Raw genomic sequence first — 23,148 nt, 5'->3', positions numbered from 1 at the left:
GAGACCGGGAAACCCCGTGTCTCTTTTCTAATGTGTTTCATTAAGATGACTTTTTCGTCTTGCATAGGTGAAGTAAACAACGACACCAATGGCCACCCAGATAAGGAAGGCTCTCCAAGTCACCCATGAAAGGGTCGTCGCAAGTGTGATACAAATGACCGCACTGATAATCGGAAGAACAGGCACGAATGGTACTTTAAACGCTGCTTTGACATTCGGGTGCTTTTTCCGTAAAACAATGACGGCAATTGAAATCACCGTAAAGGCAGCAAGTGTACCGATACTCACTAAATTCGCAAGCGTCGATAAATTCACAAAACCTACGATACATGCTGCGACAGCACCTGTCAGCCAAGTGTTGGCAACGGGTGTTTGCGATTTTGGATGAACATTTGAGAAAATTTTTGGCATGAGTCCATCGCGGCTCATCGCAAAGGTTAAGCGAACCTGCGCATAGACCAAGGCAATTAAAACCGTTGTGATCCCAATAATGGCACCGGCTGATATGATACCTGCCACACTATGAAGGCCAACGACTTGAAGAGCAAATGCGACAGGGTCACTGACATTCAGTTTCGTATAGTGAACCATGCCGGTTAAGACAAAGGACACACCGATGTATAAAATGGTACAAACACCGAGCGCCCCGATAATGCCAACCGGCATCGCCTTTTGCGGATTTTTGACTTCTTCAGATGCATTGGCGATCGCATCAAATCCGAGATAAGCAAAAAAGACTGTTGCCGCGCCTGCGATCACTCCTTCAAAGCCCATCGGCATAAAGGGTGTCCAGTTTTCAGGTTTGACGTAAGCAAAGCCTGAAATGATAAAGAGAAGGACGATGGCAATTTTGATTAACACAATGATGTTATTCAGCTTCGTGCTTTCTTTGACGCCTCTTGAGACGATAAAGGTGATGAGTAAAATAATAAGTGCGCCTGGAAGGTTAAAGACGGCACCATCAGCGGCTCCAGGTGCAGCTGATAAAGCCTTCGGTATGTGCAGACCGAATCCACTGAGCAGTGATTGAAAATAGGACGACCATCCACTTGCTACAGCAGAGAGCGCAATGACATATTCAAGCATGAGATCCCAGCCCATTAAGAAGGCGAGAAATTCCCCAAGTGTGGCGTAGGAATACGTATAGACGCTTCCTGACACAGGAATGGACGAGGAGAATTCAGCGTAGCAAAAAGCAGCAAGGGCGCATGCGATCGCAGCCAAAATAAAAGATATAATAATCGCAGGTCCCGCATCCTTTGCTGCCGCAACCCCCGTAATCACAAAGATACCAGTCCCGACCACGCAGCCAATGCCAAGCAAGATTAAATCAAACGTATTTAACGATCGGCTAAGCCGCTTCGTTTGACTTTCAAGCATGAGCTGGTCGAGAGACTTTTTTCGAAATAAAGAACTCATGTTGACCTCCTAATGGATAAATCTTTTCGTAAGACGAATGTTAGTATATGCGTAATTGACAATTTAGTCAATTGGTTGAAAAACGCTTTAAATCACTAAAGTGTTAAACATCACAATCGAATTTGTGCATAAAAAGAGACATCCGCTGGCAGGTGGAAGGCGGATGTGGTGACGGGGGATCTATGTCTGTTCAGCAAATATTTTTTCATTGAACAGCACACTTGGATGAGTGGGGTAATGGGCGGAGGAGGCAAGGTGATGTGTCTTGGCTTTTTCCAAATCGCCGAGCTGATAATAACAATAGCAAAGCTGGAGATGTGGATACCACGTTTTATACTGTGTGAGTGTGAAGGCTGTTTCGTTTTCAGGAGCCTTCAGCGCCTGCTCATACCAAAAGATCGCTGCCTGATGTTTATTTTGTATTTTTAGATGATCCCCGATCCGGCAGCAAAATTCTGGACGGGGCTGATCGTATAAGAAAGAACGTAATAATGAGGATAAAGCCGCTTCCTCGAAGCCTACCGCATAATAGCAGTCGGCTAAATATTGGCATGTGCGAATTTCATCCTCAATCCAGCACTGTTTTGTCGCTAAAAATTCATGATAAAAACGAATCGCCCTGACATGCTGCCTGTTATCTCTTAATTCATTGGCAAAGTAAAAGAGATCACGTGGCGTCATGTCCTCTCCTTTTGCGAGCATGTCTTCATAAATTCGAAGATTGCGCCCGGGCTCACCAGTGGTTGTTTTCTTGCGCTTTTGATGTGTGACGGCTATATCGGCTGGAAAGATGTTGCCATACACTTGAAGAAACTCATGTACGGCCCCGTACCACTGAAAGTTCAAGGCACGCTTCACAAGGCGATTTCTTCTATATTTAAAATTCACCTGACCGTCTTCATCGAATCCCACATGATAAAACATCGAGACGGCGTCCACCGAAGGATCAAGTGTCTCTTTGAGATGAAGAAGTTTTTGACGGTCTTCTTCAAGCAGAACATCGTCAGCATCAAGCCATAAAATATACTCTTTCGTTGCATGTGAGAAAGCGAAATTGCGGGCTTTTGCAAAGTGCTGAACCCATTCGAAATCAAGTACCTGTGCTGAAAAGGAGTGAGCAATCTCCTTCGTACGATCTGTTGATCCTGTATCAACGATGATCATTTCATCTACAATGTCTTGAACAGAGGAAAGGCAATCCGCCAATACTTCCTCTTCATTTTTCACAATCATACATAAGCTAATGGTTACCATCTTTAGATCACCTCTTCATAGTGTATCGAGCAGCAAAAGGAAACATTCTTTTCAGCAGCGGGTTTTTTAAAACTAGTTTTCTGCTACCGGCTGATTTAAAATAAAGGGAGAATCTATGTAAGGGCTGATAAAAATGAGTTTATTGAATGTTGAAGGATTATATAAAACATATGGCGAGAAAACGCTGTTTGATCATATTTCTTTTCATATAGAACCAAGGGAACGCATCGGATTGATTGGACCAAACGGAACAGGAAAGTCAACGCTCCTAAAGGTCATTGCAGGACTTGAATCGTTTGAGGAGGGTGACATCACGAAGGCAGGGACACTTGATATCGAATTTCTTGAGCAAGACCCTGAAATGAGCGGGAATGAAACGATTCTTGATTACATTTTTTCTGGAACGGCACCCATGATTCAAACGATGAAGGCATATGAAAAGGCGCTAGCCGATTTAGAGCATGATCCGCAAAATGAAGCAAAACAAGAAGCGCTCATGCGCATGCAAAATCGAATGGATCAGGAAGACGCATGGGATGCGAACCTGTCAGCAAAAACGATTTTGACAAAGCTTGGTGTCAAAGATGTGAGCCGCTCTGTTCATGCATTATCAGGCGGACAGAAAAAGCGTGTCGCGATTGCTAAAAATTTAATTCAGCCCGCGGGATTGCTGATTTTAGACGAGCCAACCAACCATCTCGATAATGCAACGATTGAATGGCTCGAAGGATATTTGAGTCAATACAGCGGTGCTGTCATTCTGGTGACGCATGATCGTTATTTCCTAAACCGTGTGGCCAACCGAATTTATGAATTGAATCAAGGGCAGCTCTATACGTATAAAGGAAATTATGAAGTCTTTTTAGAAAAAAGAGCCGAACGAGAAGCAGAAGCTCAGGTGAAAGAAACGAAGCGTCAAAACTTACTCAGACGAGAACTTGCATGGCTGAGAAGAGGGGCAAAAGCAAGAACGACGAAGCAAAAAGCTCGCATTGGCAGAGCCGAAGAGCTGATGGATCAAAAAGGGCCTGATGCGAAAGGAGAGCTTGATTTCGCTATCGGCTCGCACCGCCTAGGAAAACAAGTCATAGAGGCAGAAGACTTATCAATTTCATTTGCTGGCCAGACCCTTGTGGAGCGGTTTACAGATTTAGTCGTGCCGGGCGACCGGATTGGATTTATCGGACCGAATGGAGTCGGCAAAACGACTCTTCTTAACTGTCTAGCGGGTAAAATAGAACCGACTACAGGACAATTGACGATTGGACAAACCGTTCGCGTTGGCTATTACACGCAGGATCACAAGGAAATGGATGAAGAACTGACCATCATTGAGTACATCAAGGAAACAGCTGAGATCGTCAAGACATCTGATGGCGCCATCGTGACAGCAGAGCAAATGCTAGAACGGTTCCTATTCCCAAGATCCATGCAGCGGACGTTTATTCGCAAGCTGTCAGGGGGAGAACGCCGCAGATTGTATTTATTGAAAGTCTTAATGGAAGAACCAAATGTTCTCTTTTTAGATGAGCCGACGAACGATCTTGATACGGAGACCCTCAGCATTTTAGAGGATTATTTAGAACAGTTTCCTGGCGTTGTTATGACCGTATCGCATGATCGTTATTTCTTAGACCGAGTGGTTCACCGTCTGCTTGTCTTTGAAGGTAATGGCCGCATTTCACACTTCCAAGGTGCTTACAGCGATTACATGGAGCAAGAAAAAGAGGCGAAGCGGACAGAGACAAAGCCTGCTGAGAAACAAGTAGAAGCGGCGCCTAAAAAGAGAAAAAAACTTTCTTATAAAGACCAGCTTGAATGGGACGGAATTGAAGACCGGATTCAGGCATTAGAGGAAAAACACCAGCAGCTTGAAGCAAGCATTGCGGAGGCAGGCAGTGATTTTGGAAAAATTCAAGAGCTGATGGACGAACAAAAAGCCGTTGCTGAAGAACTAGAACAAGCAATGGACCGCTGGACAGAACTATCGCTGATGATTGAGGAATTAGAGAGTCATGACTAAGAAATAAGAAACCTGTAGAGTTGATCTACAGGTTTTTTTGATAAGAGCATTTCGCATAGGCATCATGCTGATGAATGGATTCCTCATTACGACACTCGACTTGAAAGCCCCTGACCCATGGCTGCTCATATAATTCGATGGCCATTAACCTTGTGAGATCTTCTACAAAGCGTGGATTTTCATAAGCCTCTTCTGTCACTTTCTTTTCATCAGGTCTTTTAAGCACAGGATACAGCGGTGCACTCGCATTGGACTCAATGATATGTAAAAGAGCTGCTTTCATGTCGTTAGGGAATGATGCTTGTTCAAACAACTCTACCTGAATGGAAACAGAGCCGCGCTGATTATGTGCACCGTATTCACTAATTTCTTTAGAACAAGGACATAATGTGGTGACTTGTGCATCGCAGCCAATATGACAGGTCCATCCATCCTTTTCATGAAAATGAATGTCATATGTGATTGTCGCATGCATCAAACCCGATTTCCCGGTGACTGGGCTTTGCTTTTCCATGTACCAAGGGAAGGAAACTTGAACCGAGGCAGATGACTGATTCATCTGACGGGCAAGCGCTGCTGTCAATGCTTTTAAGCTATTCACATCAAGCGGCTTTCCGCTTTCGTAAAACGAGTGCAGCTGTTCAGTGAGACGGCTCATATGAATGCCTTTTTCGTGAGCTCTCAGGGAGGTACTCAGTGCAAAGTCAGCAGAAGTTATTTGGTCCTGCGGTGCCGTTTTAGACAAAATTCGTACAGGATAAGACACGCGGCAGATGCCGACTTGTTCAAGATGAAAATAAAAGTCCTGCTCCGTCTTTTGGGTGTCAGTCATGTTCTCTTTTTGAGAAGGCTTCGTTCCAAGGCTTGGCGGTACAGATCCGAATTGTTGGTGTCGTTCTTTTTTGGGTGGAAAAGAAAACATGAGATCCCTCCTTTAAATCGTAATAATTCCTATTTATTTTGCATCAAAACACGAGAAAAATCAAGAGTGAGAACATTTACGTTTACGTTAAGGTTATAAAGGTGTATAATAAATCATGAATTGATGAGCAGGAGGCACTGGCAATGGAATGGATGAAAATTGATCAAGTGGCGAAAAGAAGCGGACTGACCAAACGGACGATACGTTTCTATGAAGAGATTGGTTTATTATCAGCACCAAAGCGGACAGAGGGCGGTGTCAGACTTTACTCAGAGGACGACATGGAAGAACTAGAGAAAGTGATGCAGGCAAAAGAGGTACTTGGATTTTCTTTACAAGAGCTTCAATCGTTTATGGAAATAGGAAAGCAGCTTGAGCTGAATAAAGAAGGTTACTTGCTGTCGCTTGATCCGAAGGAACGATTAGAGAAGCTGTTAGATATTGAGGCGCAGCTGTCTGTACAGCATCAATTGATTACAAAAAAGCTTGAAACGATTCAATCTTTTAAAAAGGATCTTGAAGCGATGAAAGAAAGAGCGGCTCATGCAATTGAGCAATTACAAAAATAAACACCTCTGCGTGTTTATTTTATTTTGTCAACATTTGAAGGAAAGGTTCTGATGGAATGAAGGAAGAAGAAGTGTTGAAACAGCGTACAAGTCTGCTTAGGCAGCCGAAAGCCGTCTGGGCTGTTGCCTTTGCGTGTGTGATTTCATTTATGGGGATAGGACTTGTGGACCCGATCTTGCCAGCCATTGCATCACAATTAGATGCATCTCCAAGTCAGGTCTCTCTTTTATTTACGAGCTACTTACTTGTGACCGGCTTTGTCATGTTTTTTACCGGCTTTATCTCTAGTCGGATTGGTGCGAAATGGACGTTATTAATAGGACTTATTTTTATTATTGTCTTTTCTGCTTTAGGCGGTACCTCTTCAACGATTAATGAATTAATCGGCTTTAGAGGCGGATGGGGCATTGGGAATGCCTTATTTATTTCAACTGCCCTCTCTGTGATTGTCGGTGTGTCTGTTGGAGGAAGTGCGAAGGCCATTATTTTATACGAGGCTGCACTAGGTCTTGGGATTTCGGTTGGACCGCTGCTTGGCGGAGAGCTTGGGACGATCTCTTGGCGCGGGCCATTCTTTGGCGTTGCGGTGTTAATGCTTGTTGCTCTTTTAGCCATTACGTTTATGCTCCCGCCGATGCAAAAACCTCAGAAAAAGGTGAAATTATTCGAGGCTGTCGGGGCGTTAAAATATAAAGGGCTATTAACGATGGCATCTGCGGCTTTCTTATACAATTTTGGTTTCTTTGTGCTTTTAGCCTATTCGCCATTTGTGCTTCATCTGGATGAGCATGGTCTTGGTTATGTCTTTTTTGGATGGGGACTATTTTTGGCAGTGACATCCGTCTTCTCAGCGCCGGTCATTCATCGCAAACTTGGGACATTGACTTCCCTTGTGGTTCTGTTTGCTTCATTTGCTGTGATTTTATTCGGCATTGGGGTATGGACTTCACATGTTGTAGTCGTCATCTGCGGAATTGTTATTGCTGGGGGCATCCTTGGCATGATCAATACAGTGCTCACGACCGCTGTGATGGGATCGGCGCCGGTTGAACGTTCGATTGCTTCATCCTCTTACAGTGCTGTGCGGTTTATTGGGGGCGCGATTGCTCCTTGGATTGCCGGAGTACTTGCTGAATCTTACACAGCAAGCACCCCTTACTATGTAGGGGCGGCTGTCGTTCTGTTAGGCATGATCATCCTGCTTCTTGGCCGGAAGCATTTGGTCAATATTCAAGCAGGTCATTAAATAGAAAAAAGCCTTATATCTTCTGAACAGATATAAGGCTTTTTTGTCGTTATAATACTTTTGTCGTCCAAGATTCGCAATTCCAAGTTTCAGTGGCTACATCTTGATAAAATTCAGGTTCGTGAGAGATCAATAAGACGCTCCCTTTGTATTCTTTTAATGCGCGTTTTAGTTCTTCTTTTGCATCGACATCCAAGTGATTGGTCGGCTCATCGAGAACAAGTAAGTTGGTTTCTTCGTTGATCAGCTTACAAAGACGGACCTTTGCTTTTTCTCCACCGCTTAAAACAGACACGCGGCTTTCAATATGCTTTGTCGTTAATCCGCATTTTGCAAGAGCGGCTCTGACTTCATATTGCGTGTAAGAAGGGAAGGTACTCCACACCTCTTCAATACAAGTGTTGCTGTTTTGCTCTTTTACTTCTTGCTCAAAGTAGCCAATATGCAGGAATTCTCCGCGTTCCACCTCACCAGAAATTGGCGTGATTTCTCCAAGAAGACTTCGCAGCAATGTCGTTTTTCCGATACCGTTAGCGCCGTATAACGCAATTTTTTGCCCGCGTTCCATTTTCAGATTCAATGGACGAGAGAGCGGTTCATCATAACCAATGACCAAATCTTTTGTTTCAAAAATCAATTTCCCGGAAGTTCGTGCCGGCTTAAAGTGGAATTCAGGCTTTGGCTTTTCTGCTGCGAGTTCAATCATATCCATTTTATCCAGTTTCTTTTGACGGGACATGGCCATATTTCTTGTGCTGACACGTGCTTTGTTTCTTGCAACAAAATCCTTTAATTCAGCGACTTCCTGCTGCTGCCTTTTATAAGCTGCTTCAAGCTGCTGCTTTTTGACTTCGTACACTTGTTTAAATTGATCATAATCACCAACATAGCGCGTGAGCTCTTGATTTTCAACATGATAAATCAAGTTAATGACACTGTTTAAAAACGGAATATCATGTGAAATGAGGATAAACGCATTTTCATATTCCTGTAAATAGCGCTTCAGCCACTCAATATGCTGCTCATCCAAATAGTTGGTTGGCTCATCGAGAAGGAGAATTTCTGGCTTCTCTAACAGCAATTTCGCAAGCAATACTTTTGTACGCTGCCCGCCGCTCAGCTCCGTCACATCACGGTCCAGCCCAAGATCCGTTAACCCAAGACCTCTCGCAATTTCTTCGACCTTGGAATCAATGATATAAAAATCATTGTTTGTGAGCGCATCTTGAATGACGCCAACTTCCTCTAACAGCTTTTCCAGCTCATCAGGATCGGCTTCACCCATTTTGCCGTAAATGTCATTCATCGCTGCTTCCATGGAAAATAAATAGTGGAATGCATCCTGAAGCACTTCGCGGATCGTTCTTCCCTTTTCTAGTACAGTATGCTGATCAAGGTAGCCGACACGGACATTTTTTGCCCATTCGACTTTTCCTGCATCTGGCTCCAGCTTGCCAGTAATAATATTCATAAACGTTGACTTTCCTTCACCGTTGGCGCCAATTAAGCCGACATGCTCGCCTTTTAATAAACGGAAGGAGACTTCGTGAAAAATGGCTCTGTCGCCAAAGCCATGGCTTAAATCTTTAACAGATAATATCATTTTTTACACCTCAAATAGATTCAAAACGGCTAGTGCCTCTCATGATTATATCGAACTGTCCGGCTCGATAAAAGCATCAAAAGAAAAATTGCGTTTCAAAGCTGATTTTGAGATACTAAAGGATAGATTGAATGAGGATAAAGGAGATCGACATGATAGAAAATTGGGCATTTTTGAAAGAAGCAAAGCCATTTATTCAGGAAAACTTTCAAGCGGCTGGCTTCGAAAAACCAACAGCTATACAAGAAAAAACAGCAGAGTGGATTACGGAGAAGCGTGATGTGATCGCAGAATCGCCTACGGGAACGGGGAAGACACTGGCGTATGTGTTGCCGCTTTTAAATAAAATCGATGTGAATATCAAGCACCCGCAAGTCTTAATCTTGGCACCTTCAAGAGAGCTTGTGATGCAAATTTTTGATGTCGTGCAAGAGTTCAAACAAGGATCAGATATCAAAGCGGTCTCCTTGATTGGTGGAGCGAACATCAAAAAGCAGCAGGAAAAACTAAAGAAACACCCGAACATCGTTGTCGCAACACCTGGCCGTGTACAGGAATTAATCAAAATCAAAAAACTGAAAATGCATGAAGTGAAAACGGTCGTGCTAGATGAAGCAGATCAGCTTCTTGTGCCAGAGCATATGAAAACGATCCAATCGATCATTAAATCCACATTAAAAGAAAGACAAATCCTCTGTTTTTCTGCGACGTTAAAAGAGGAAACGGTTCAACTGATTAAACAAATGACGTCTGAACCAGAAGTATTGAAAATTGCCAGAAGTGAGGAAGAAGCGCAGAAAGTAGGACACTATTATCTGTTATGTGATCAGCGTGATAAAGTGAAATTACTGCAAAAGCTATCACGGCTTGAGGACATGCAGGCGCTCGTCTTTGTGCGTGATATTACGAATTTAAGCATTTATGCAGAGAAATTAGCGTATCACCATGTCGACCTTGGTGTGCTTCATAGTGAGGCGAAAAAAGCAGAGCGTGCTATCATCTTAAAGGAATTTGAACAGCGTGAATTTCCGCTTCTCCTTGCAACAGATATCGCAGCAAGAGGCATCGATATTGACGATCTGCCGTACGTAATCCATGCCGACCTGCCAAACGAAGAAGGCTATATCCACCGTTCAGGCAGAACCGGGCGCGCAGGAAAGGAAGGGGCTGTCATCAGCCTAGTCACACCTCAAGAGCATGCAACGCTCAAAAAAATGGCGAAAAAGCTGAATCTTTCGCTTCAGGAAATTGTTTATAAGCAAGGCCAGCTGCATCTTGCCCCCAAGCAGGCATAAAAAAGGACCCTTCCACATGGAGGGGCCTTTTTTATTATGAAATTTTGACAAGCTGTTTTCCGACATTTTCCCCTTTAAATAGTCCAAGGAATGCATCAGGAATGTTGTCAAAGCCTTCAATGATTGTTTCTTTATAAGTCAGTTTGTCTTCTTTTACCCATTGTGCGAGATCTCTTGCAGCCTCTTCAAAACGATCTGAATAGTTGGCAACAATGAAGCCTTGCATCAATGCGCTTGTTTTAATGAGTTTTGTTTGCACACGCGGTCCGATGTCCTCGCTTGCGCTAATGTTATAAGACGAAATTGCGCCGCACACTGGAATACGTGCAAAGCGGTTCAAATGATTCATCACGGCATCAGAAATTTCGCCGCCAACATTGTCAAAATACACATCGACGCCGTTAGGGCACGCCTTTGCTATGGCATCATCTAAATCATTTGTTGTTTTATAATTAATCGTTTCATCAAAGCCTAGTTCTTTTAAATAAGCCAGCTTATCATCAGATCCCGCAATCCCAACGACGTGAGCGCCTTTGATCTTAGCAATTTGTCCCACAACGGAACCAACGGCACCTGCGGCTCCAGAAATGACAACGGTCTCGCCTTCTTTTGGCTGGCCAATCGCAAGAAGTCCGAAATAAGCGGTTTGCCCTGGCATGCCCAAAATTCCTAAATAATAGGACAATGGCGCAATGGATGGATCAATTTTAGTCAGAGATTCAGCTTTGGCTGTAGAATATTCTTGCCAGCCAAGGAATCCAAGAACAAAATCCCCTTTTTCAAATTGAGGCGATTTGGATTCAACGACTTCTCCGACAACACCGCCCTGAATCACTTCATTTAGCTTGAATGGAGGTGTATAGGATTTTGTATCCTGCATTCGTCCTCTCATATAAGGATCTACAGAAACATATTTCGTTTGAATCAAGACTTCGCCATCTTGCGGCACAGGTATATCGACTGTTTCAAAATGAAAAACATCTTTTGTAGGTAATCCTTTTGGACGTTTGGCTAATTGAATTTGCTTTTGTTGACTCATGTCAAATCCTCCCTTTCACTTGCAGCCTAGATTTACATTAACATGATGCTTCTTTTCATTCAAAACATACGGTCTTTTTCAAACACATACAAAAAAGCAGCCGCCATCTCATAGATGAGGACTACTTTTTTGGAAGTCAACAGAGAGGAGCGGCGGCAGACAGCCAAACAGCTGATACACATCCGCATCACGTTCTTTTAACAAATATTCGTTCGCATTTTGCATGGAGGCTTTCATCATATCGCGCGTCACAAAAGGAAAAAGGATATTCAAGTATGAGGACAACAGGTCTTGTGGATCTTGTTCAATCGACTCGATATCTCCAATGTTAATGATGATTGAAAAGAGATAATCAATGGAGATGCGAAAGTGCTGTTCAGCAAACAATGTAAGCGGCTTTGCTTTTGCTTCTTCAGGATTCCACTTCTGAAAAAGCTGTTTCACCAAATCACTGACAACCCAAGCATTAAACTGCTGCTCCGCTGAAAAGTAATACATCAGCTCTACCTCATTTCTAGCCTCCAGTATAAGAATTGTACAACAAAACAGCAGGGATGAATACAATATTTCAGAAAATTTAGTCATTTTTTCGGGCTTTTTGTCAAAAATAAGCCAATAGGCACGGTTAGTACACAATGTAAAATGGATGTGCTCAAGGAAGGTTTAATGACAAAAGTGACGGGTAAAAGATTCGTAAGACGCTAAAGGAGGAATATAAAATGAAACCTGTTGTAAGAGAGTATTCAAATGATGAGACACTTCAAAGAGATGTAGAGCAATTAAAAGCACTCGGTGTAGCCAGAGAGGACATTTATGTTCTGTCCCATGACGATGATCGTACAGAGCGTATTGCTGGAAATGCAGATGCTAATACGATAGGTCAAAGAGAAGTTGGACTTAAACATGCTGTTGGGAACATCTTTAGTAAAAAGGGCGATGAGCTCCGAAATAAAATCCATGAAATTGGTTTCTCTAAAGAAGAAGCTGAGAAATTTGAAGAACATTTAGACGAAGGAAAAGTCCTTCTCTTTGTGACAGACCATGAAAAAGTGAAAACTTGGGCATAAACGCCAACTGAAAAAAGCCTCTTACTTTCGTAAGGGGCTTTTTTTCATGCCGATATCTCTGAAGGAGAGAACATATCTTTTTTACTATAATAAGAAAAAACAGCAGATTGGAATAAACAGTAAATCATCTAATTGAAAATACAGATATACCAAAGAAAATGATCGGAAATGAGAAAAGAATAGTAAAAATTTCACAAAAATCCATTCGGGAAATAATCATTGTATCTTTCGATTTTGTTTCAAAATGTAATAAAAATCTTGTGTAATTTAGTAGATAAATTTCTTAGTTCTATTGGTTTATGTTGTATTTTTGTGTAGAAATAAGTGTTTTGAGGTCAAAAAACCACGAAAAATACCTGTATTTTCAATTGGAAAATTCATTTTAATGTTTAGGAAATAATTTGTTGACAAAATAATCTAAAAACAATATATTTGGCTTATTCCAGTCATTGTGGAAGTAGTTGTTAAATATCTGATGAGTTTATTCAAGGCACATTCTAGTGAGAGGTGGTGTCATAAAACCAAGGTACAAGCGCTTTTAAGAGAAAAAGCTTGATTGGAATATTTCTACTAAAACATAAGAAAACGGTCTTTTACAATGGTAGCCGATCTAAACAGTAGATTGACCTTTCTACTATGATCACTTTGCAAGAGATATTCAAAAGACGTTATGTTCTTGTTTAAGAGAGAAAGCGGTTTCAATAAAGGCTGTGAGTTGATCGAACGGTGAAGGAGGTGAACTCATATGAAAAAAAGAGACAATAAGCTGAGGCGCTGCAGCTCTCAAATGGCTGCATATGAGGATGCATGCTGAAAAAGAAGAGTGAACATGTGGGATGCTTCTCTCCTTTTTCAGAAAACAGATTTTCCTAAAAAATCCATCTTTCATTTTAACATAAGGTTTTTGGCTTGAAAATGACCTTTGCCCGAAAAGCCGATTTTGAATAGAAGGAGGTCCTGTGATGAAAAAAGCTTTATACCATGAAGACAGTGGGTTGTATCTAGAAAAAATGCGTATGGCATTTCAAGAACATTATGAGAAAAGAACAGATATGTGGTCTACTGATCCATCCTTAACAGATGCAGCCGTGATGTCATTAAAGGCATGGCATTCACGGGAAAAGAATGCACTTGCTTCTGTGCTCGATATCGGGTGCGGGAACGGCCGGGCACTTGAACATTTAAGGGGGCTTTCTGCATATGTCGGTATCGACCTGTATGAGCATGAGGAGTGGGAAGGATTACAGAAAAGAGAAACGGTTCCTGTCCATTTTGTTCATCAAGATTTTATGTCCTGGTCGATGGATCAGGGACGCGGGATGCAGTTTGATTTAATTTTAGATCATGGCTGCTTTCATCACCAGCATCCTGATGATCATGAGCGTTATTTAAAACAGGTTTCCTCTTTGCTTCATGAAGGCGGCGTCTTCTCACTTGTTGTATGGGGAGAAGAGTGGAGAACAGGGTTAATCGGAGAAGATGGCCGTTTCCACTTTTCATTTTCAGACTCTCAGCTTGGAGAAAGAATTTGTTCATCAGGTCTGGAGCTTGTATCGATTACACCATTAAAAGCAAAGGCCGGCATTAGCCAGCATCATGTCATTGCCGTCAAAATCTAGTACAAAGGTGATCACTCAAACCTAGCAGAGGTGTTCATTCTAATAAAGAGCATGCATCATGTAAGAATCGAAAGGCGTTAACATCGTATGAACCAAGATTTCTGCTCCTTTGTACTGGACAAGACCTAGATTGAAACATCGCAAGAAGAGCTGGGAACGAAGACATTCTAGCGAAAATCAGGGTCTGAACGATGAGAGGCATCGCACATCTATATTCTTCTTTTTAGGCATGAGTGCCGTTTGAAATGAGCACACATGTTAAGTAAGGGAGTGCGGACACATATTCATCACTCCATCACTGCGCTATGAGAGTCGATTTGGGTGCAGCGATGAATAGGGGGGAGACAAATGAACAAGTTTGTAGATGAATTACAATCAATGATTCATCATTTTACCTTTCAAGAAAAAAACTATTTGCTCGTGGGGCCAGTGAACCTGCCGATCTCCATTCAACATGAAGAAGTGCCATTTAAATGGTATGCCTTCGCACCTGTTGAAGGGGAGACAAAACCAACGATCGAATCTATTGTCCAAATGAGTACCGCGCAGCAAACCTTTTCCTCTTGTCTCTTATTTGGCGACTTTGAAAATGAGGTGCCGCCGCTAGTGCGAATTCATAGTGTCTGCCAAACAGGGGATGTGTTTGGGTCACTGAAATGTGACTGCGGTCCACAGCTTGCGTTATCGCTGAAGAAAATCACCGATTACGGTAAAGGCATGCTCGTATATATGGCCAATCAAGAAGGGCGGTCAATTGGGCTGATGGCGAAAGCATTGACGTATAAATTACAGGAAATGAAGCTGGATACTTTTGAAGCCAACCGCCTGATTGGCTGCGGAGATGATGACCGGCATTACGAGGAGGCAGCGGCTGTTCTGCACTATTTAAACAAAGGGAAACCAATGCACCTCCTAACGAACAATCCAGATAAAGTCGATTCCATTGCTGCTTACGGTCTTCCTGTATTGCGATTTGATCATACGGTCGAAGCTTCTCTCTATAATGCAGCCTATTTGAAGGCAAAAGCAGCCTCAGGGCATATGGTCGATGAGAAAAAATTAATTAATCAGTAGATGAGTTTACTTTAAAGAAGGCGGGAGAAAAGCGTGAAACCTGAAATCAATTGGATTCAAATCCCAAGCGGCTATGCAACGATTGGAAGTAATGAAGAAGATATGAAAAAGGCATCAGAATTCTGGAAGGACAAGCTTCTCAATCCAACCTACGGCCGTGAGAAAAAATTTCAAAAATGGCTGTACAAAGAATTTCCATCCTATCAGCCGTATATCAATGAATTTTTTATTTCAGATACGGTCGTCACCAATGAATGGTATCAAAGCTACTGTGATGAAACAGGCCAGGCGTACCCGGAGAGCTTAACGAATCAAGAGCTTGGTGGCGGGAAAGATCATCCGGCTTGGGGCATGGATATCGAGGAAGCCTTCTCGTTCTGCCAGTGGCTGAGCGGGAAACTTGGGATAGACGTGTCGATTCCTACTGAAGAAGAATGGGAATATGCTGCCCGGGGAAATACGAGAAATCAATACCCGTGGGGAGATGAGTTTGATCCTTCTTTATGTAATACGTTCGAATCAAATATTGAAAAAACGACGCCTGTCCGTCAATACAAAAAGGGCAGATCCTTATTTGGTCTTTATGATATGGGGGGCAACGTCGAGGAATGGGTCAACACCAAATATCATGTATACGAAGGCGGCATCGAGGTCGTAGATGATTTAACGGAGACGCTTGGCAGTAATTACTACATTTTAAAAGGCGGCTCCTTTGCAAGAGGCGGAGATTTATGCAGAGTCGCCAGAAGACACGGGAAGCATCCAGATCCCGTTTTCCGATTTACTGGTTTTCGTATAGTGACTCGTCAAAAACAACATATAAAGGTGGGAGTGTAAAATCATGCATAGAGGACCGATTACATCTGTTTTATCAACTCAGCAGGACCAAATTGTTTACACTGGCGGCTATGACCGTTGTATTTATAAGTGGAACCGGGCAACAGGAGAAGGAACGTTTATTGGAAGTCACGAGCATATCATTAACTCTTTATCTCTTTCTGAAAACGGAAAGTATTTAGCGAGTGCATCGTCAGACTACACCATTCAATTGTATGATACAGGTACTCATACTCGAATTCGCACCCTGTTTGGTCATGCGGATGATGTAGAAGCCGTCGCCTTTGCCAAACAGGATACCTTACTAGTATCGGTGTCTAGAGATAGAAGGTGCTTAGTGTGGGATATCGAAACAGGAGCTATTTTAAGAGAATTCCATGGACATAGCAAAGATGTATTAGCTGTATGGATACATGGAGATAAAGCTTATACAACAGGTGATGATGGCTACGTTCTTGTATGGCTGTATGATACAGGAGAAATTGTAGGAGAAATTGGTCCGTTTGATTATGAGCTGGACACAATCAGCGGCAGCAATCAAAAAGAAGTGTTCGCACTTGGCAGAGACGATGGCACCGTCATTATTTATGATGCGGTTACTTTACAGGAGAAAAAAATCATTAAAGCCCATTTACAGGGCGTCAAGCGGGTGAACTTTTCTCCAAGCGGCAATTACTTGCTGACAGCAGGCTATGACCATTTAATTAAGCTGTGGAATTATGAAACAGGGGATTTAGTCGATACGTTGCTGCCTCATAAATATCAGTGGGAGCGTTCGCTTGTCTGGACGGAGGATGAGAAATCCATCCTAGGAGCCAGTTTTGGAAAAACGTATTGTGAATGGTCTATTGAAAAGGGAAAAGTTGTATCAGATGAGATTGAAATGGCGACACCATCTATTAATGATATTGCGCTGACTGATGCGGGAGATATCATCACAGCATCAGATGACGGAAAATTCAGAAAGAACGGGATTGAAATCGCTAAATCGACAGGCGTTTTAACAAATGGAGTGGCTGTCGCACGAGATGGAAGCTATTATGCGTGGGGAGATCATGCAAGTCAGGTGCATATTGTTCATGAATCATTACAGCAAATGGTTTCGTTTGATCTCAACACAGGGCCGGTCAACAGTGTGTATTTCCACGAGGAGGATCGGCAATTCTATATTGGAACTTACGGCGGTTATGTACATGTCATTTCGACAGAACATTTAAAGGAAATTGGCCGTTCCAAAGCACACGATTGTGCTGTTAAAGCATTAAAAGTAGAAGGAGATCATATCATCACAGCCGCGGTAGAAGGAACCATCTGTCTTTTAGATAAGAAGAGCTTGTCTTTAAAAGCGAAATATATCGGAGCGACAGAGCTGTTAAATGATGTATTCATTGATAGTAAAAGAGATCGTATTGCCATTGTCAGCCGTGACAAGAATGTGAGATTGTTTGATTTGCATACAGGAAGAATTTTAGACCAGCATAATGAACACCAGTATTCTATTAAATCTGTCTCTGTCACAGACTCTGGCTATATTGTGAGCGGAGATTATTGGGGCTATGTCGTTGTGTGGAATCCAGAGCTAGATGTCAATACCGGCCCAATTAGAATTGCCAAGAATGGGATTAGTGCCATCAGACAATTAGGCAATGATGTATACGCAAGCTCATATGACGGCGGGATTTATCATATTCGAGAAGATGGCACACATACTGAAGTACTGCGCTTATTTGAACAATTTCCGAAAGAAGTAATCTCTCATTAAGAAAAAGAATGTAAGCGGGGGATTCTCATGATAAGTGTTTGCAAGGAACATATGAAAAAAGGCCTGACTGTACTCAATTGTCCGCATGTGCTCCTCATTAATAAATATGAATTACGCAAATGCTGTTTTTGTAAACAACGAGCATCATATAAACTTTTTTATTCCTTGCCTTACTATGATCGATCTGAAAAGAAACGGATGGAAAAAATATAGCACATGAGAATAGAACTCCTTCATTTCCTGAAGGAGTTCTTTCCCTTGAAAGAGAAGAAAGGAGACTCACATGAAAGACGATGTTTTTTATATGAAGCTGGCGATTGCCAACGCAAAGGCAATGAAAGGGCAAACCTCCCCAAATCCGCTTGTCGGTGCAGTCATTGTACAGCAAGGTGAGATTGTTGGGATTGGTGCTCACATGAAGGCGGGCGAACCTCATGCTGAAATTCATGCGCTGCAAATGGCAGGGGAAAAGGCAAAGGGAGCTGACATGTATGTGACGCTTGAACCTTGTTCGCATCATGGGAAAACGGGTCCTTGCACGGAAGCCATTATCAAAAGTGGTGTGAAACGTGTAGTCATTGCGACGCAAGACCCAAATCCGCTTGTCGCAGGTAAGGGGGTTACCATGTTGAAACAAGCAGGGATCGAAGTAGATGAAGGAATATGTAAACAGGAGGCGGATCGCTTAAATGTGCCTTTTTTTCATTTCATTCAATCAGACCTTCCTTACGTCATCTTAAAATCAGCCATTTCGTTAGACGGGAAAATTGCAACATCTCATCTTGAAAGCAAATGGATCACAGGAACAGAAGCGAGGAAAGAAGTGCAGCAATTGCGTCAAGAAGCCGATGCTGTGATAACAGGTGTCGAAACGATTATTCAAGATGATGCAGGTCTTATTGTGAAAGATTCAATGGCGACCCAGCCCATTCGTGTCATTTTAGATTCCACATTAAGGATTCCGCTTCATGCGAAATGTTTAACAGATCATATGGCCGAAACCATTATTTGCACCTCGCACATGTATGATCAGAAAAAGTATGAACAGCTGGTAGATAAAGGGCATCAAGTCTATGTCACAAGCGGAGAGCAGCGGACAAATATTCATGACGTGTTACGAAAGCTGAAGGAACGTTCTGTCATGTCAGTTCTCGTTGAAGCAGGAGGAAATGTGAGTGCGTCCTTTTTAGAAGAATCACTAGTCAATGAAGCCGTCATTTATATGGCACCTTTATTAATCGGTGGAAAACATGCACCTACTTTTTTTGAAGGAGAGGGGGTGAAAAAACTAAAAGAAGCGATCCGTCCAGCAGATATTGAATATAGTATGGTTGGAAAAGATATCAAAATGACAATAAAATTCTAATAAATGTAAGACTTTGTGCATCGAGCGCAAGGTCTTTTCAATACTTCTTGATAAAAATAAAAGTGTACATACACCTTTCCAAGGAATGATGAATACGATGGATGGGGGGTGATTCCATGAGAAGATGTAGACAATGCGGAAAGACATATCCAACTCATTCGACAGACCACTACCAAAAAGGAAGCTGGTATGATGCGTATAAGGATGACGGCTGGGAATGTGATAGTTGTAAGAAAGGGAAATCTGGAAAGCCAGGGAAACCAGTGAAAAATCCTTGCTGCGGAAAAGATCCTTGTGTTTGTGTGATTCAAGGTCCGCCAGGCGGGAGAGGAAGAAGAGGCCCAGCAGGTCCAGCAGGTGCAGTGGGTCCAGCGGGTCCAGCAGGCCCAGCAGGCCCGGCAGGAGCAACTGGAGCCACTGGTGTAGGCTTAACGGGCATCGTGGCATTTGATCCAGCGGTAGCCCCAACCTATCCAGTAGGTCAAGTCGTGACATTCGATGGAAGTACGTATGTGGTGAATTCAGCGCCGCCAACAGGTACGCCAGGTACGTCACCAGATTATACATTGTTAGCAGCTGCTGGTGAAACGGGTGCAACCGGAGCAACAGGTACAGGAGCGACCGGTGCGACAGGAGATACAGGTGCGACTGGAGTTACCGGAGCAACCGGAATCACAGGAGCCACAGGAGCAACAGGAGTTACTGGAGCAACCGGGATCACAGGAGCCACAGGAGCAACAGGTACAGGAGCAACCGGTGCGACAGGAGATACAGGTGCGACTGGAGTTACCGGAGCAACCGGGATCACAGGAGCAACAGGTACAGGAGCGACCGGTGCAACAGGAGATACAGGTGCGACTGGAGTTACCGGAGCAACCGGAATCACAGGAGCCACAGGAGCCACAGGAGCAACAGGTACAGGAGCAACCGGTGCAACAGGTGATACGGGAGCGACTGGAGTTACCGGAGCAACCGGGATCACAGGAGCAACAGGTACAGGAGCGACCGGTGCAACAGGAGATACAGGTGCGACTGGAGTTACCGGAGCAACCGGAGATATCGGGGTCACCGGAGCGACCGGAGTAACGGGAGCAACAGGAGATACTGGAGCGACCGGAGTCACAGGAGCGACCGGAGATATCGGGGCCACCGGAGTCACAGGAGCCACAGGAGATACTGGCGCCACCGGAGATACCGGCGCCACCGGAGCGACCGGAGTAACGGGAGCCACAGGAGATACTGGCGCCACCGGAGTCACAGGAGCCACAGGAGATACCGGAGTCACCGGAGCGACTGGAGTAACGGGCGCCACCGGAGATACCGGCGCCACCGGAGCGACTGGAGTAACGGGAGCCACAGGAGATATCGGGGCCACCGGAGTCACAGGAGCCACAGGAGATACTGGCGCCACCGGAGTCACCGGAGCGACCGGAGATACCGGAGTCACAGGAGCCACAGGAGATACCGGAGCGACTGGAGTAACGGGAGCCACAGGAGATACCGGCGCCACCGGAGTCACCGGAGCGACTGGAGTAACGGGAGCCACAGGAGATACTGGCGCCACCGGAGTCACCGGAGCGACCGGAGATACCGGCGCCACCGGAGCGACCGGAGTAACGGGAGCCACAGGAGATACTGGCGCCACCGGAGTCACAGGAGCCACAGGAGATACCGGAATCACCGGAGCGACTGGAGTAACGGGAGCCACAGGAGATACCGGAATCACCGGAGCGACTGGAGTAACGGGAGCCACAGGAGATACCGGCGCCACCGGAGTTACCGGAGCAACCGGAGCAACTGGATCGAGTGCGATTATTCCATTTGCATCAGGTACCCCTGCTGTCTTGACTACAATTGCAGGGGGTCTTGTCGGAACTTCTAGTTTGGTCGGCTTTGGTAGCTCTGCAACAGGCGTTAGCATACTAGGTGGTATCATCGACTTAACAGGAGCAGCAGGTACTCTTTTAAATATGGCATTCTCTGTACCAAGGGATGGCACTATTACTTCATTTGCCGGATACTTTAGTACTACGGCAGCATTGGCTTTAGTCGGCACGAGTATTACAGTGACAGCTAGCTTATTTGCTTCACCGACACCAGATAACAGCTTCACTCAAGTAGCGAGTGTCACATTGGCACCACCATTAACGGGGATTTTAACTATTGGTGCTATTTCAAACGGAATCGCTACCGGCCTGAATGTGCCAGTTACAGCAGAAACAAGATTACTGGTTGTTTTCTCTGCGACTGCAACAGGCTTATCTTTAATTAACACTGTAGCAGGCTATGCGAGTGCAGGCTTATCTATCACGTAATTGAAACAGGGATGACTCGATTTGAGTCGTCCTTTTTTGTTTGAATGAATTTTCTCTTAACTTCGTAAGAAAAAATGATATGATTTTCTTAGAGTCTAGTCGATGAATCTACTTGAATTAGGGGTTGTAGCGGTGAGGATGGGCAAAAGGAAAGTCACTTTACAAACGAAAATTTTGGGGTTAATTATCGGGCTTTTGCTTGTTGTCATTGCGTTATTGACCATTTGTTTTGGTTTTCTGCAGACATCAGAAAGGCAGCGGCAAGCTGAACAGCTGGCGGTGCAAACCGCTAGAACAATCTCATATATGCCGCCCATTAAAACATCGGTGGGCACCTCATCAGTGTCTGAGTATGAAGAACAGGCAGTGCTTGAGCAAATGAAGGATCAAGTCAGAGCACATGCCATCTTCATTACCAATCAAAAAGGGAAGGTCCTTTTTCATACGAATCATGAGAATGTAGGAAAAACCATCAGTGTATTTAGAGGAAGAAGTACCCTGCTATTTGGGGGAACCTCCATATCAACGGGTGATTCTAATGGTGAAATCGTTGTCAGAGGCAGTGCCCCGATTATGAAAGAAACAGGCAAGCATGAAGAAATTATTGGCACAGTCACCGTCGAATTTTTAAAAAAGGAAATTGATCAAGCGACAGCCCATCAACTAATCAAGCTTAGCTATATTGCCCTTTTTGTGCTCTTGCCTGGTATATTCGGAGCGATTTTTTTAACAAGAAGTATTCGCAAAGATACATTAGGGCTTGAACCGCACGAAATTGCTTCATTATTTCGAGAAAGAGAAGCGATGCTGCTTGCTATAAAAGAAGGGATTATTGCATTTGACCGCAAAGGCGCGATAACGATGATGAATACATCTGCTGAACACATGCTGCGCGTTTCATCCGAGCTGCCGCTTCATATTGACCAAGTCTTGCCAAAAGCCAATCTCCTTTTCTATTTAAAGGCAGAAACGATTGAACCGAACATCGAAACCGTCGTCAATGATAAAACCTATGTCTTAAATGTGAAAAAAGTGGTCCAGGACAATCGAGTTTTTGGGGGAATTGTGAGCTTCCGAGAGAAAACAGAGCTGACGAAGCTGCTGGATACATTAACAGAGGTCAGCCAATATTCAGAAGACCTGAGGGCACAAACGCATGAATTCTCAAATAAGCTGTACGCCATTTTAGGTTTGCTTGAGCTGAAGCAAATGGATGAGGCCATCGACTTAATAAAGGAAGAATATACGCTGCAAAACCGTCAGCACGATTTACTCATGAAGCAAATTCGATCTCCTAAAATACAAGCCATCTTACTCGGCAAGTTAGGGAAAGCATCTGAGAAGAAGGTTCATTTCCACATCGATGAAAATAGTTCATTGGAGCCGCTTCCACCACATTTAAGTCTATCTCACTTTATTACCATCATTGGTAATCTTGTAGATAACGCCTTTGAGGCCGTACTAAATAAGGAGACGCGCGAGGTAAGTCTGTTCATTACAGATATTGGGTTTGATATTATCATAGAAGTATCTGATTCAGGTGATGGAGTAAACGAGGAAGAACTTTCACATATTTTCACAAGAGGCCATTCGTCAAAGGGGGAAGGACGAGGCTACGGGCTAGCGAATGTGAAAGAAGTGTTGGACGAACTTGGGGGCTGGATTGAAGTGACGAACCAAAAAGAAGGCGGTGCCATCTTCACTGCATACATACCGAAAGGCACAAAGGGGGAATAA

Annotated in this window: 18 protein-coding genes; 12 read left to right on the top strand and 6 right to left on the bottom strand. The window is 43.7% G+C overall.

All coding sequences use genetic code 11. The features are described from left to right. Positions 1 to 27 precede the first annotated feature (27 nt). Positions 28 to 1,419 carry a branched-chain amino acid transporter BcaP gene (gene bcaP / locus C6Y02_RS12350; RefSeq protein WP_106031358.1) on the bottom strand — a complete coding sequence of 464 codons (1,392 nt, stop codon included), beginning with the start codon at positions 1,417 to 1,419 and terminating at the stop codon, positions 28 to 30. A 180-nt stretch (positions 1,420 to 1,599) separates the two neighbouring features. Beyond that, positions 1,600 to 2,673 (bottom strand): tetratricopeptide repeat-containing glycosyltransferase family 2 protein, encoded by a 1,074-nt coding sequence (locus C6Y02_RS12345; protein WP_106031357.1) that lies wholly within the window; start codon positions 2,671 to 2,673, stop codon positions 1,600 to 1,602. A gap of 133 nt (positions 2,674 to 2,806) precedes the next feature. Between C6Y02_RS12345 and C6Y02_RS12340 the strand changes: the two genes are divergently transcribed. Continuing rightward, positions 2,807 to 4,696, top strand: coding sequence for an ABC-F family ATP-binding cassette domain-containing protein (locus C6Y02_RS12340; protein ID WP_106031356.1), 1,890 nt, complete (start codon positions 2,807 to 2,809; stop codon positions 4,694 to 4,696). Positions 4,697 to 4,721: 25 nt separating this feature from the next. Here C6Y02_RS12340 and folE2 read toward each other — a convergent pair whose 3' ends face one another. Next, complete coding sequence (folE2, locus tag C6Y02_RS12335) at positions 4,722 to 5,618, bottom strand: GTP cyclohydrolase FolE2 (protein WP_066031185.1); 897 nt, start codon at positions 5,616 to 5,618, stop codon at positions 4,722 to 4,724. A 143-nt stretch (positions 5,619 to 5,761) separates the two neighbouring features. Between folE2 and C6Y02_RS12330 the strand changes: the two genes are divergently transcribed. Together C6Y02_RS12330 and C6Y02_RS12325 are read left to right on the top strand one after the other, a co-directional pair. Continuing rightward, positions 5,762 to 6,187, top strand: coding sequence for a MerR family transcriptional regulator (locus tag C6Y02_RS12330; RefSeq protein WP_060595739.1), 426 nt, complete (start codon positions 5,762 to 5,764; stop codon positions 6,185 to 6,187). 56 nt (positions 6,188 to 6,243) lie between these two features. Further along, a complete protein-coding gene (locus C6Y02_RS12325) occupies positions 6,244 to 7,434 on the top strand; it encodes an MFS transporter (RefSeq protein ID WP_066031184.1) in 1,191 nt (396 codons plus the stop codon). Between the two features lie 49 nt (positions 7,435 to 7,483). Here the strand turns inward: C6Y02_RS12325 and C6Y02_RS12320 are convergent, their stop codons facing one another. Beyond that, positions 7,484 to 9,037 (bottom strand): ABC-F family ATP-binding cassette domain-containing protein, encoded by a 1,554-nt coding sequence (locus C6Y02_RS12320; protein ID WP_024426645.1) that lies wholly within the window; start codon positions 9,035 to 9,037, stop codon positions 7,484 to 7,486. Positions 9,038 to 9,189: 152 nt separating this feature from the next. Between C6Y02_RS12320 and C6Y02_RS12315 the strand changes: the two genes are divergently transcribed. After that, on the top strand, positions 9,190 to 10,332 hold the full coding sequence (locus tag C6Y02_RS12315; RefSeq protein ID WP_106031355.1) for a DEAD/DEAH box helicase: 1,143 nt from the start codon (positions 9,190 to 9,192) through the stop codon (positions 10,330 to 10,332). A 34-nt stretch (positions 10,333 to 10,366) separates the two neighbouring features. Here the strand turns inward: C6Y02_RS12315 and C6Y02_RS12310 are convergent, their stop codons facing one another. Both C6Y02_RS12310 and C6Y02_RS12305 read right to left on the bottom strand, forming a co-directional pair. Then, a complete protein-coding gene (locus tag C6Y02_RS12310; protein ID WP_060595742.1) occupies positions 10,367 to 11,371 on the bottom strand; it encodes an NADP-dependent oxidoreductase in 1,005 nt (334 codons plus the stop codon). 108 nt (positions 11,372 to 11,479) lie between these two features. Then, entirely contained in the window at positions 11,480 to 11,869 is a 390-nt protein-coding gene (locus C6Y02_RS12305; protein ID WP_003214189.1) for a YfmB family protein, read from the bottom strand. A 221-nt stretch (positions 11,870 to 12,090) separates the two neighbouring features. Here C6Y02_RS12305 and C6Y02_RS12300 point away from each other — a divergent pair, with 221 nt between their 5' ends. The 8 genes from C6Y02_RS12300 to C6Y02_RS12265 all read left to right on the top strand — a co-directional run bounded on the left by C6Y02_RS12300 (position 12,091) and on the right by C6Y02_RS12265 (position 23,148). Next, positions 12,091 to 12,438, top strand: coding sequence for a YflT domain-containing protein (locus tag C6Y02_RS12300; protein WP_060595744.1), 348 nt, complete (start codon positions 12,091 to 12,093; stop codon positions 12,436 to 12,438). Positions 12,439 to 13,400: 962 nt separating this feature from the next. Next, a complete protein-coding gene (locus tag C6Y02_RS12295; protein ID WP_034664521.1) occupies positions 13,401 to 14,057 on the top strand; it encodes a class I SAM-dependent methyltransferase in 657 nt (218 codons plus the stop codon). Between the two features lie 348 nt (positions 14,058 to 14,405). Then, positions 14,406 to 15,131 (top strand): GTP cyclohydrolase II, encoded by a 726-nt coding sequence (locus C6Y02_RS12290; protein WP_066031179.1) that lies wholly within the window; start codon positions 14,406 to 14,408, stop codon positions 15,129 to 15,131. Positions 15,132 to 15,164: 33 nt separating this feature from the next. Then, a complete protein-coding gene (locus tag C6Y02_RS12285) occupies positions 15,165 to 15,968 on the top strand; it encodes a formylglycine-generating enzyme family protein (protein ID WP_106031354.1) in 804 nt (267 codons plus the stop codon). A gap of 4 nt (positions 15,969 to 15,972) precedes the next feature. Further along, complete coding sequence (locus C6Y02_RS12280) at positions 15,973 to 17,730, top strand: WD40 repeat domain-containing protein (protein WP_106031353.1); 1,758 nt, start codon at positions 15,973 to 15,975, stop codon at positions 17,728 to 17,730. Positions 17,731 to 18,013: 283 nt separating this feature from the next. Next, complete coding sequence (gene ribD / locus C6Y02_RS12275) at positions 18,014 to 19,096, top strand: bifunctional diaminohydroxyphosphoribosylaminopyrimidine deaminase/5-amino-6-(5-phosphoribosylamino)uracil reductase RibD (protein WP_106031352.1); 1,083 nt, start codon at positions 18,014 to 18,016, stop codon at positions 19,094 to 19,096. 116 nt (positions 19,097 to 19,212) lie between these two features. Then, positions 19,213 to 21,411: an exosporium glycoprotein BclB-related protein gene (locus C6Y02_RS12270; RefSeq protein ID WP_142393577.1), complete on the top strand. Its 2,199-nt coding sequence runs from the start codon at positions 19,213 to 19,215 to the stop codon at positions 21,409 to 21,411. Between the two features lie 138 nt (positions 21,412 to 21,549). Beyond that, positions 21,550 to 23,148 (top strand): sensor histidine kinase, encoded by a 1,599-nt coding sequence (locus C6Y02_RS12265; protein WP_106031350.1) that lies wholly within the window; start codon positions 21,550 to 21,552, stop codon positions 23,146 to 23,148.

The organism is Bacillus sp. NMCC4 (genome assembly GCF_002998555.1).
GTDB lineage: Bacteria > Bacillota > Bacilli > Bacillales > Bacillaceae > Bacillus.
Note: the sequence above shows the minus strand (reverse complement) of the source record. Positions and strands in the feature narration are given on the sequence as shown.